The organism is Thermogutta hypogea (assembly GCF_055386265.1).
In genome coordinates this window covers 3,582,440-3,593,888 of sequence record NZ_AP042425.1, presented here as the reverse complement: position 1 = coordinate 3,593,888, position 11,449 = coordinate 3,582,440, and the positions used below count along the sequence as shown (strand labels likewise).

Here is an 11,449-nt window from a genome sequence, read left to right as displayed (position 1 = left end):
TCCCATTTCTGGATCGCAGAAAGATGACGTCTCAGCCCGCAACACTTCGCGGATGCCAGGCACCTCGAAGGCGGCTGATCCCACTCGGAAGCTGGTGCCATCTTGAAGTGCCACGGAGCGATTGTCAAGCAAGTTAGTCGTCAATCTGACCACGCGGCGGCGGTGGATAAGGTGGTGGAGTACGCCTACGACTACGAGAACCGCTGGGTCCGCAAGCGGCTGGACGCCGACGGCGACGGGCATCTGTACGAACAGGGATTCGCAGATCGTTTAAGACCGAGCCGCCGGCGTAAGCCGGCGGTGGAATCGCCGCGAACACGTGGTGCGTGCGGGGATTGGCGGCATCGAGCGCCACCGCAATGAGTTCCAGGCTTCGTCTCCCTTAACGTGACGGATTGGGGTAACGATTACACCTCTACCCCTCTTCCTTTGGGAGAGGGGGCCGAGGGTGAGGGCAACAATAAGTCCATCACGATCTGGTTGCCGCGGTAGGTGAAGAGCCGGCTGTAGATGCCTCATAGATCCCCGTTGCGCCTGGCCACCACCGGGGAGCCGGGTGGCGCCGGGCACCTTTTCCAGGTCGGTTGGATTCTTCTCTTGTTTTTTGACGCGTCGTACGCACAACGGTTGCGCCGTCATGGGGCAATGTTATGGGGTTCCCCCCATAACCATTTGCGTCGCTGTCCCAGGGATTTATAATGGGATCGCAGATGCCAAGGGCAGCCAAAGGTGCGTGCCCCACGCCGCCGCCGAGAAACATGGCTGTTGGGTGGAGGTTTTTCGCTTTGGCCGATACCGTAAGCCTCGGCGGAAGGGTATGTAATTGCGACTTGGAATACGGTCTCCTTGGTAGCCTGTCAACGGGAGCGGGTGATCACATGCTCACTTTTCAGTGCCCGAAGTGCCGCCAGTGGCTTGGGGTCTCGCATGCTTCGCCAGGTGAAAATATCGCCTGTCCCCATTGTGGGACAGAGACCGCGATAGGCCCGAACCCCGCTCCTCCGCCATTACCTGGTATCGGTTACGGAAGATTTGGGCAGGCGGGTGTTTCCGAGCTTAGGAAACCTGCGATGCCGGGTGTCATCGTAGCCGGCTTGTCCCTTTACTTTCTTTCTTTCTTGCTTTCCGTCGTATCATCCCTAGTGGGACAAGCGGGTGAAAACCAGTTTCTTGCCAATAGCCCCGACCAGGCTGCGGCTCTGGCAATCCTAGTGTAGTGTCTTGTAATTGAGGGAACTTATCCATGGCCGCCGGCGTCTCACTCTCAGACCGAGGAGGATGACGCCATGCGAGTTGCGAAAGCCATCGAGTTGAGTGACGCGGAACGAACGACGCTGACGAAATGGTCGCGGGGTCGGAGCACGCCGGCACGCGTGGTGTTGCGTGCCAAGATCGTCCTGGCCGCGGCGGCGGGCAAGCGTAACGACGAGATTGCCGCCGAACTCGGCTGCACGCGTCGCACGGTGGGAACGTGGCGGACCCGCTTCCTGGAGGCGGGCCTGGCGGGCCTCGACAAGGACAAGCCGCGCGGCGGTCGCAGACCGAAGGTCCGCGCCGCGAAGGAGGCGGAGATCCTCCGCAAGACGACGCAGGAGAAGCCCGCCAACGCCACGCACTGGTCGACCCGCTCGATGGCGAAGGCCGTGGGGGTGAGCAAGGCGACTGTGCATCGCATTTGGCGTGACCACGGCTTGAAGCCGCACTTGGTGAAGACCTTCAAGGTCTCCAACGATCCGCGGTTTGTCGAAAAGGTCGTGGACCTCGTAGGCCTGTACCTCAACCCGCCCGAACACGCCTTGGTGCTCTCCTGCGACGAGAAGAGCCAGATTCAGGCGCTCGATCGCACGCAGAAAAGTTTGCCGCTGTATCCCGGCCGGTTGGGTACGCTGACGCACGACTACAAACGCCACGGGACGACGACGCTGTTTGCGGCCATCGAGGTGGCTGAAGGCAAGGTCATCGCCGAGTGCATGCCGCGACATCGCCATCAGGAATGGTTGAAGTTTCTCAAGAAGATCGATGCGGAGACGCCGCCCGAACTCGACTTGCATTTGATCGTGGACAACTACGCCACGCACAAGCATCCGAAGGTGCAGCGGTGGCTGGCACGGCACCAACGCTTTCACATCCACTTCACGCCGACGAGTAGTTCCTGGCTGAATCTGGTCGAACGCTGGTTTCGCGACATCACGGATCGCCGCATTCGCCGCGGCGTCTTCAAGAGCGTTCGGCAGTTGGAACGGGCGATCTATGAATACATTGCCGATCACAATGCCAATCCCAAGGGCTTCACGTGGACGGCCAAGGCCGAGGCGATCCTCGCCAAAGTCCGTCGCGCCCGCGCCGCACTGGATAAGGCCCCATCTGAGTGAGACACTACACTAGGTTTGGGGAGCTGCGGCCTTGGGCTCCTGGAAGTGATTGCGACGATATTCGCATGCTGCGGCTATGCTTGGGGCGCCGTCGTCAAAATCGTCCTGTTCCCGATTGGCATAATCGGTTGGTTGGTGTCTCTTGCTGCATATTCAGCATCTGGAGGAGAGGCAGCTGTTACGATATTTTTCGCTGGCTTCTTCACGGGCTTTGCAAGCTTTGTGTGCTTCGTTGTGCCACCCGCCTGGAGGTATTACCGGGAATGTGCGGCCTACCGAACGGCCTATCGAGTGAGGCTCGCAATGCCAGCATAAGGGGCCGGGTACAGCTTTATACTGTTTACATCGGTCAATTGCCATTGTCGTAATGCCGCGGACTTTGCCACCGTGGGCTCGAACCCCGTGAGTTTCTCCCCGGTCGCGCACTTCTGCCGGGGCTACCTGTGGGGGCCCGGCGTGGAAATTGACCTTCGACACCCGGCTCGCCGGCGCTCGCGATGCTCTCGCCGCGGGAGAGGGCGAACCACAGCGGTCCATCCGTCACGCGGAATCGCAGCCATCATTTTGTTTGACACCCCCACGGCGGATTTGGTAGCGTGGGCGCTGACGGACCACCTGAACACGGTGCGGGACATCGCCAAGTTCGAGCCGCAGACGGGGACCACGACCGTGGTCAACCACCTGGTCTTTGACGCCTTCGGCCGCGTCACGCGGATGCCGAGCCGCCGGCGCGGGTCGGCGGTGGAATCGCCGCGAACACGTGGTGCATTCGGGGATCGGCGGCGCGGCCGGCACCTCGGGCTTACGCCCGAGGCTCATGCTGACGCCCGCAGCTCATGCATACGCCCGAGGCTTGGGGCTCGGGTCCGGCGGTTGACTTCAAAACGCTTTGTTTGACGGGCGATCGAAACCGGGCCACTGGGAGCGTCCAACCGGCCTTGGCATCGCGAATCCGGCAGCCGCAGGACGGTCCCCCCCGTACCGCCCGAGCCTCAATTCACCGGCATGATGTTCGGTGGAAGCGGCGTTCGGCTTCGCGCTCGCAGCTCTTCCGCCCGATCCAGCAGGTTTTGCGGCGGCGCGACCACTTGCGGGACCAACTGATAGTCCAAAACCCGCATATCTCGAATCTCGCTCGCCACGACATTCTCGGAAAAGAAATCGAGGGGCGGAACCTGATACCAGGGCGGATCGATGCGCTCGTAGACCGTCAAGGTTTGGTAACCGTCCTTCACGAGGCGGATCTTTCGCGTGCCGTAGTACGTGAACGTCGTGGCAACGGGCGTGGAACCGATCTGGTAATCGTCCACGTAAACCATGGCTCCCGGCGGATCGCTGCGGATCATCAGGCGTCGCTGAACGCAGCCCGGCACCAGCAACACCGCCGCGGCCGCGAACACCCAGATGGCGCGGGGAGGCCGACGCTCGGCGCCGTCCAAGGCTTGCCGACGCCGCACGTCGTGTTTCGATGTTGAGGTCGCGCCGATCATCTCCGTCACCACGCGCGGGGTTCGTCGTACCCGATGCGGATATTTCGGCCGGCTCCGCCGATTTCCGGTGGGGCAGGATACCAATTTCTCTCCCGCCGTTCCATACGGAAACGCGAGCGGCGGCCGGGGCCGGGCATCCCGTCCCAACCCCACCGTTGGCGACCGCGCGACCTCGGCTCCCCGCGGCCCGTCCGGCTGACGCGGACCACCGCCGGCCTCAGAAACTTCCGGGGATGTCGCCCGCCGAGGCCGTGGCCAGGGCATGATAGACGCGGACATCGATCGTATCCGAGATCATGTGCACGGAGCCGTCTCCCAGCAAGAATTGCGCACCGCCGGGATGTTGGCTGCTGAAGCCGTGGGCGTGAAATTCCTTGATGTTCGGCGGCAGAATGGCCGACCCGACAACCGCCGCCAAGACACATGCGTCGCCCGGCATGGTACCGGTCCACGTGCAATAGCCGCGCTCCGCCGTGCGTTCGCCGACCAGCAGGGTCTGGCTCAGGCCGTCCGTAATGTGGGCGAGCGACAAGAAGCTGTTATGGTACAGAACCCCGTCGCTGCGGCACTGCTGCCCTTCCGCCAGCCCCTCGCAATCGTGGACGTCTTTCACGCCGAACACGCCGATATAGTTGCTCTTCGCCAAGAGCATCTCCATCAGCTCCTCGTCTTCGTCCCCATGATCGTGATCGTGGTCGTGGTCTTCCTCATGGTCGTGGCTTTCGTGCAACTCCTCGACGTGAAAGAGCTTTTCGCTGGAATTGATGTCCGAGGGACAGAGGAAGATCGGCAGCACGGCCTGGCGTGCTGCTTCGTTGCGAGGATCCCAAATCGGGGCGTCCAGTACAATTTTGCCGTTGTAGAGATTCATCTGCTCGAGATAGGGCAGGATGACCGCGCCCCAGCTCCAACCCGGCCCGCCGTTCACCAGCGGGCGCCGCCCGTCTTCGCTGTAGCCGGTCCAACCGGCGGGCAGACGCTGGTGCACGTCGTGATACATCTGGATGGCCAAGCCGATCTGCTTGAGGTTATTGCTGCACTGGCTCCGCCGGGCCGCCTCCCGCGCAGCTTGAACGGCCGGCAGCAAGAGTGCGATCAGGATTCCGATGATCGCAATCACGACCAAAAGCTCCACCAAGGTAAAACCATGATGCCGCGCTTCGGGCGAACGAGATTCCAAGGTCTTGAACCTACGCATGATACGGTTCTCCGTCGAAGATGAATGATTCCGTGGGACAACCCGTCACCGAGCGATGGATCGCGGGGGCGTCGCCAGCGAGCTTTTCGCGATCCGAGCAGGGGAGCTCGGCCGGGAGGCACCCGATCCCTAGGCGGGAAAAGGGGGCGTCCCGATACCGATCCGTCCGATGAATCCGCGACGTGCAGCAGCGCAGCGCGGCCTGCCGCGGAGAGACTGTCGGCCGGTCTCGCCGCGCATCCGACGATCCGGAAAATGCTCCGCCGGATCAGGTCGAAACGCGGTCGGCCGGGCCGAATTTCGGAATCATGCGCCGGCCGGGGGACCGCGGCTGTAATGAGAGAGCCGGAGCGAGAAGCCGCCCGGGGCGTCGTCCAAGACCAGGTTCCAACCAATCAACGCCTTGCGTGGAACCCAGCATCCCAAGGGGGCGCGATCCTGGCCTTGCGAGAGAAAATGGCAGACGTGGCAGTGCGCGGCGTCGAGGTATTGCCGGCTGGGAGCCGCAGACCGCAAACCGGGCCCGTCAACGTCCGAAGTGCCGGCGGACAACGCGCCCCCGACGTGCCGAGAGTGCTTAAGGCCGACGTGGCAGGCGTCCGAAGACGGAGAGGCATCGGGCAGGCCCAGGCAGATCGGGCCGCACGAAGCGCCGATCAGCTCGGCCGCGTGGCGGTGCAGGAGCGGCGCGAACGTAAGCGAAACAACCCACCATCCCGCCAAGGCAAGGACGGCGCAGCGTTTCCAAACTCCGTTGACTCGCCGAACCATGACCGACCCACAACGAAGCTACAGCAGGAACTCTCTCAAACCTGATTACCCGCCCGCGTGCCGTACGTGAACGACAAAGCGACGGTTCGCGACGCAAGACGGGATGGACCCTCGCTGCCAATCGCAATCATACCAGCCCGATCAAGGCCCTAAAACGGAAAAGCGATGCTTGGATGAAACCAAAAAAAGTGCCCTCCGTAGGCGGGGCAGGGACCTACGAAGGGCTGAGCTGTGAGGGATACCCCCACTGCTCTTGATTATCGGCTTGTGATCGGAGAAATTCAATACTTCATTCGGGGGGGGTCGCGAATTTTTCGCTGCTCAATTTGACGCTACCCAACGGCCGGCTTTGCGAACGGCACCGACACATCTTATCACAAAGCCAATGCGGATTAAAGGCGGAAACGCTTAAGAAAGGTTCGTGGGTGGGCGTCATGGAATCCGGCGGCGCTGGACCGGGGACCCTCATTCGGCCGCGGTGGGCCCTAATCCCTCGGATGAAAAGTGATGAGGATTCTTTTCCGGCACCGAGCTCCAACACCGAGATCCATCGTGGCTCGATGCAAAAAAAGGTCCCCACCGTAAGTGGTAGAAAGCACCCCTCGCAATTCAGCGTCGCCGCTTCGGGCCGACGCTCCCGCTTACGAGGTCCTGAACAGCCGACACGAAACAGCGCCGCCCGACTCATATTGGAGGAGCAGGGGTAGGCAGTATACAGGTTGCGACTCGTACGCCAGGAGGCATCTGGGCAAGAAAAGAAAGAAGGACGACCGCCGCACACGTGTTACCGCGCCCGGCGGCCGGGGAGTCCTCTCGACATTCGTTCGGATGCTACGCCCGATCGGCGGCGGGCGATCCTCGGCCTAGAACACGTCCATGATGAAGTGGTGGCCGCTATGGAATCGCCGCGGTTCCGGGTAATAGTTCTGCCAGCGTTGGTTGTAGACGGGGATTCGCATTTCCGGCGGGTAGCGGAAGTACAGATCCTCGCTGCTCTTGTAGTAGTCCGGGCCGAAGTAGTTCTGGGGATAATACACGTACGGGTAGTGGTAGAAACGGTTCCAATCCTGCGTGCTGTAGGTTCGGCCCCACTGCCTACCGTATGCCTGCTGCGCGGAAGCCGTTTGATGCACGGCCGCGGTCAACATCACGGCGACGAACGCGGCAACGATCAAGCGCCGAAACATCGTAGTTCCCCCTGAATCGGTAAATCTGTCTTCGAGTTGATCCGCAAGCCCGTCGCGGCGAACGCCGCCCCATCCCGCGGGGACGACCTCCCGCCTCCCCGCCGAGACGCGTCCGCTAAGCCGCGGTCCGACATTTCCCATCGTTTTACGTCATCGGCAGAATCCGTATTCGGCATTGAGGGAATATCCCGAGCCGTCGGATTGTCCGGCCCGGCCCGCATAATCCGACCCTTGCGAGATGACGCCGATTTCCCACTCCCTGGTTGCCGGAAAGCAACGCGGCGGCTCGCGATGACATCATCCGCTTGCCTTCAACTCGCGAATCACCGCCCGCCATCGCAGAATACAGGCGGTCGACCGCGGACCGTGCGGCCAAATTCGTCGCTCGTCGCCTCGAAAACAACGGACTCAGCCGCGTTCACCCAACGTCGGCGAAAGATGGCATGCGAATTGCTTGAGAGATGTTCGTTTGGTGGTGGGAGGGATATCGGCGGCTCGCCCCGCTCGAGGCCAAGCTTCCGGGCTTCGCACGCCGGCCTCGGGCGTCTCCTCGCTCAAAGTGAACCTATCTCGGTCGGTATTTCCATGCTTCAAGCCATGCATTCCAGTGAACTGGTCGATTTGGCGGTTTTCGTCGCGGACAAAGGGTATTTACTGGCGGAGGATACTTCTTACCAAATCCCGCCTGCCGCGCTGGAGGGTTTTTGGAACAGTCACAAGCAGCGAACCGAACACTGGATGCGTACGCTGAAACACGTCTCCGAGTGCGGCAATCCCGGCCGATATCGGCGGCAAAACGCGGCCCTGATGGAGGAGATCTTCACGGCCGAGATTTTGGCGCGGGTCTGGGCGGCCGTTCTGCACTTGTACGACCTCTATCGGGAGCGGACGGAGGCGGGGCCGACCGGCCACAGCGTGCTGCTCGCCCATCTGGAAGCCCGCAACCGCGCCCTCTCCCTGCTCTTGGACGGTAAACCGTTCGTGGAGGCCGACGCCGTCAAATTGCAAAAACTCCAACAGCGCAACGAACGCTGGACCGACGTGCTCATCGGGCGGCTCTTGGAATGGGGAGACGTCGCCCGTTTCGCGGCCGACTCCGCCCGCGCTCGCGACTTCTCCGCGGACATCCACCGCCGGGAAGAATTGGGGGATGAAGGGCACCGCATCTGGCACCTCATGACGGCCTCGCTCACGGCGGCTTACGCGGTGCCGCTGTTTCGCTACAGCCCGAGCGGAAGCCTCAATGAACGGGCCGCGGCTTCGATTCTGGCTTGTTTCCCGCCCGCGCTGATTCACGGCACCCCGTACGAGTACTTCGTCCGGGAGCACGCGTTGTTGCAGCGCTGCGAGAACCTGGATCACATGCTGGCCGATGCCGGACAGGGAGACTAGCCGGCCGCCCCGCCCCCTTATCATCCGCCGCGGAAGCGGTTATCGTAGAACCCGCCGCGCCGCGGCAGCTTTAGCGGGAAACGTCACGAGAAATCCGCTCCAGGGCGAAGATCGGCCGGTCACGGCGATCGCCCCTCGCGGCATCGGTCCCGGCAGCGCCGTCGCCGCGGGTACGCCGGCCGTTTGGACGCACAAAGCAAGGAGTCCTATCGCAATGCGCACGGTCTTGGTCACGGGAGGCGCCGGTTTCATCGGCTCGCACATCGTGGAGGCCTTGGTCGAACGGGGTGACCGCGTCCGCGTGCTCGACAACCTCAGCACCGGTTATCTCGCCAATCTGGAGCCGTTTTTCGATCGCGTGGAATTCATCCACGGCGACGTCCAGGACCCGGACACGGCGGCGGAGGCCGTGCGGGGCGTGGACTGCGTCTTCCATCAGGCCGCCCTGGCCAGCGTGCCGCGAAGCGTGGAGCGTCCCTTGGACACGCATGCCGCCTGCGTCACCGGCACCATCGTGCTGCTGGACGCGGCGCGGCGGGCCGGCGTGCGGCGATTCGTTTATGCCGGCTCCAGCAGCGCCTACGGAGATCAGCCGTTCAGCGCCAAACGCGAGACGGACCTGCCGGATCCCATCTCGCCCTACGGCGCGGCCAAACTCGCCGGGGAATACTATTGCCGCGCCTTTTTCGCCACGTATGGGTTTGAAACGGTGGTGCTGCGCTATTTCAACGTCTTCGGCCCCAGACAAGACCCGAACAGCCCCTATTCCGCCGTCATTCCCCTATTTATTACCGCCATCCTTTCCGGTCGCAAGCCGGTCGTGTTCGGCGACGGCACGCAGTCCCGCGACTTCACCTACGTGGCCAACGTGGTCCACGCCAATCTCTTGGCGGCGGAACGGCCGGGAGTGGCAGGCAAGGTATTCAACGCCGCCAACGGAAAGAGCATCACCCTGCTGGAGCTGCTGGCCGCGGTCAACAGCGTCTTGGGCACCCAAATCGAACCCGAGTTCGCCCCTCCCCGGCCCGGCGATATCCGCGAGAGCATGGCCGACATCGCAGCCGCTCGATCCCTGCTGGGATACCAACCGCAAGTCGATTTTCTGACCGGCCTGGAGCGCTCGATCGATTATTATCGGATGATTTGCGGGGCTCCGCCGAAGTAGCGCCTCGCGGCGGCGGTTCGTCATCCTTGCGAGCCGGGGTTAGGGCGGGTCCGCGTCGTGGTCGTGTTGCGATTGTTCCTCGGGAGCGGCCGTGTCGCGCACCCGCAAATGGACCCGCTCCTCTTGTGCATCCGCGCGGCGTTTGGCGACGAATCGCACCGCCACGTTCAGCACCACGGCTGCCGCCAGTCCGATCAATCCGAAATGGAAAATCAGCCGAGCCACGGCCGCCGTGGCGAGTACGGCGATGACTGCCGCCAAGAACCAGCACACGACCACCCAGATCGCCCGCCCGATCTTCAGATCGGCGTCCCCGCGGCTCAGCACCCGGTCGGCCAAACCCGTGGCAATCACCGCGGCGAACGCGACGTACGTCGTCGAAACCGGCAAGCCGCGGCTGGAGGCCAGGGCGATCACCCCGGCACTGGTGGAACTGATGACGGCGGCCCGCAGCGGGTCGTAGTGCAGCTTCTTTCCGGTGGGACTCTTGCTGGGCGGCGGGGCCAACTCGGGGCGGTGGGGAAACCGAGCCACGATCCACCGGGCCAAAACGCGACACCAATGCGGCGCGTACAGCGCCACGCGGTCGAACTGGCTGCCCGTATTGACCGCCGCCCGCGTCACACGCTGGGCATCGCGGGTCCACATGCCCCCCACGATGAGGCATCCGCAGGCAAACAACACCCATGGTGGGATGGGGATTTGGGTGGCCGCCGCCACCGACTCGTGCGAGTTCTTCCAGAGCCAAAACGCCGAAAGCCCCGGCGATGCGCAGTTCGCCAGGTCGTTTTGGCCGAAGGCGAACGCCAAACACAGCATGCCGATCACCGCCATGCCGGAAAACAAATACTTGGTTCCGAATTCGCCCGCAAATAACAAAAAGGTATGAACCAGCAGCGTGGCCAGCCCCCAAGCCGCCATCAGCACGAAGGCGGGCGTGTAGGCGTCGATCGTCGATTCGCGAAAACTTTGCACGACGCTCAGGCTGCCCATCCCCTTCAGCACCATGAACCAGGCCAGCCCCGTGAGCATTAAACCGCAAATCCAGGGGCCGTGCAGCAGAATCGTTTCACGATCCTCGATGCGACTGCCGACCGCGGCCCGAAAGACCCTCTGAATCAGAAATCCGGCGAACCCTGTCATGAGGATGGAGACGAAAATGGCCGCGACGACGGTCCCGACTTGATCCCAATGGACGATGGAGACGCCGTACAAGCCCACCGAGGCCCCGACCAATTCGAAAATCAAGCAGGCCGTGGTGCTCACCGGCATGCCGAAAGTGGAGTACGCGTAGAGCAGCACCGTGTCCACCAGGTAGACGCTGATGTAGGCGATGACGGCGGCTTGCAACGTGAGTAGCGCAGGATCGAAGATGCCCTTCCGGGCGGTTTCCATGACGGGCGTGGAAAAGGACGCCCCTAGAATGACCGCCGCGCCGGCCAGAGCCACGGCTAAGCGACGCGGCAGGATGCGGGCGCCGAAGACGGCATTGACGATGTTGGCCGCGTCATTCCGCCCGACCTCGATGCAGTCCCATGCCAACAGCGCCAGGCCCACGAACGCCAACACGGTGACCAGATCCATGTGAGCACGTCTCCCGACGCCTTGTGCTGAGCTGTGCCGTGCGGTGGGACCCGGCGGCATCGGGGACTGAGAGATGAAGGGTGAGCCCGGTGGGACGCCTTGCCCGAAACGATACGGCACACCCCACCCGCAACGCCGCGTCGTCGCCGAACGCGTCGCTGGAAATCCCGATGCCCTGCGAGGTATTTCAACCCTCCCGACCGTCCTAAAATCCGCCCGTCCAAACCAATCCGCCCGTCCAAACCTTAGCGATTGTCAGCCGTCGGCCGCTGCTCGTCAAGGGTCGCCCA

Annotated in this window: 9 protein-coding genes; 4 read left to right on the top strand and 5 right to left on the bottom strand. The window is 62.8% G+C overall.

Going from position 1 to position 11,449, the window contains the following annotated elements; translation table 11 throughout:
• Window positions 1-102: 102 nt before the first annotated feature.
• Together ACZ5B4_RS12930 and ACZ5B4_RS12925 are read left to right on the top strand one after the other, a co-directional pair.
• Window positions 103-363 carry a hypothetical protein gene (locus ACZ5B4_RS12930; RefSeq protein WP_464911646.1) on the top strand — a complete coding sequence of 87 codons (261 nt, stop codon included), beginning with the start codon at window positions 103-105 and terminating at the stop codon, window positions 361-363.
• 923 nt (window positions 364-1,286) lie between these two features.
• Window positions 1,287-2,372 carry an IS630 family transposase gene (locus tag ACZ5B4_RS12925; RefSeq protein ID WP_464911496.1) on the top strand — a complete coding sequence of 362 codons (1,086 nt, stop codon included), beginning with the start codon at window positions 1,287-1,289 and terminating at the stop codon, window positions 2,370-2,372.
• 992 nt (window positions 2,373-3,364) lie between these two features.
• On the opposite strand, the gene ACZ5B4_RS12920 is transcribed toward ACZ5B4_RS12925, so the two are convergent.
• From ACZ5B4_RS12920 to ACZ5B4_RS12905, 4 genes are all read right to left on the bottom strand, one after another.
• Window positions 3,365-3,874 (bottom strand): PEGA domain-containing protein, encoded by a 510-nt coding sequence (locus ACZ5B4_RS12920; RefSeq protein ID WP_464911645.1) that lies wholly within the window; start codon window positions 3,872-3,874, stop codon window positions 3,365-3,367.
• 205 nt (window positions 3,875-4,079) lie between these two features.
• Complete coding sequence (locus tag ACZ5B4_RS12915; RefSeq protein WP_464911644.1) at window positions 4,080-5,060, bottom strand: DUF1559 domain-containing protein; 981 nt, start codon at window positions 5,058-5,060, stop codon at window positions 4,080-4,082.
• 306 nt (window positions 5,061-5,366) lie between these two features.
• A complete protein-coding gene (locus ACZ5B4_RS12910; protein ID WP_464911643.1) occupies window positions 5,367-5,831 on the bottom strand; it encodes a hypothetical protein in 465 nt (154 codons plus the stop codon).
• An 863-nt stretch (window positions 5,832-6,694) separates the two neighbouring features.
• The gene (locus ACZ5B4_RS12905; RefSeq protein ID WP_464914023.1) at window positions 6,695-6,979 is read right to left on the bottom strand and encodes a calmodulin-binding protein; all 285 of its coding nucleotides are present in this window, start codon (window positions 6,977-6,979) and stop codon (window positions 6,695-6,697) included.
• Between the two features lie 624 nt (window positions 6,980-7,603).
• Here ACZ5B4_RS12905 and ACZ5B4_RS12900 point away from each other — a divergent pair.
• Window positions 7,604-8,410 (top strand): hypothetical protein, encoded by an 807-nt coding sequence (locus ACZ5B4_RS12900; RefSeq protein WP_464911642.1) that lies wholly within the window; start codon window positions 7,604-7,606, stop codon window positions 8,408-8,410.
• A gap of 214 nt (window positions 8,411-8,624) precedes the next feature.
• Window positions 8,625-9,575, top strand: a complete 951-nt coding sequence (locus ACZ5B4_RS12895; protein WP_464911641.1) for an SDR family oxidoreductase — start codon at window positions 8,625-8,627, stop codon at window positions 9,573-9,575.
• A 39-nt stretch (window positions 9,576-9,614) separates the two neighbouring features.
• On the opposite strand, the gene ACZ5B4_RS12890 is transcribed toward ACZ5B4_RS12895, so the two are convergent.
• Window positions 9,615-11,159 (bottom strand): inorganic phosphate transporter, encoded by a 1,545-nt coding sequence (locus ACZ5B4_RS12890; protein ID WP_464911640.1) that lies wholly within the window; start codon window positions 11,157-11,159, stop codon window positions 9,615-9,617.
• Between the last annotated feature and the right edge of the window lie 290 nt (window positions 11,160-11,449).

Bases quoted from the DNA above. Each gene is read 5' to 3' on its own strand.
- ACZ5B4_RS12925 (WP_464911496.1), top strand. From the start codon at position 1,287: ATGCGAGTTGCGAAAGCCATCGAGTTGAGTGACGCGGAACGAACGACG.
- ACZ5B4_RS12915 (WP_464911644.1), bottom strand. From the start codon at position 5,060: ATGCGTAGGTTCAAGACCTTGGAATCTCGTTCGCCCGAAGCGCGGCAT.
- ACZ5B4_RS12910 (WP_464911643.1), bottom strand. From the start codon at position 5,831: ATGGTTCGGCGAGTCAACGGAGTTTGGAAACGCTGCGCCGTCCTTGCC.
- ACZ5B4_RS12905 (WP_464914023.1), bottom strand. From the start codon at position 6,979: ATGTTGACCGCGGCCGTGCATCAAACGGCTTCCGCGCAGCAGGCATAC.
- ACZ5B4_RS12900 (WP_464911642.1), top strand. From the start codon at position 7,604: ATGCTTCAAGCCATGCATTCCAGTGAACTGGTCGATTTGGCGGTTTTC.
- ACZ5B4_RS12895 (WP_464911641.1), top strand. From the start codon at position 8,625: ATGCGCACGGTCTTGGTCACGGGAGGCGCCGGTTTCATCGGCTCGCAC.
- ACZ5B4_RS12890 (WP_464911640.1), bottom strand. From the start codon at position 11,159: ATGGATCTGGTCACCGTGTTGGCGTTCGTGGGCCTGGCGCTGTTGGCA.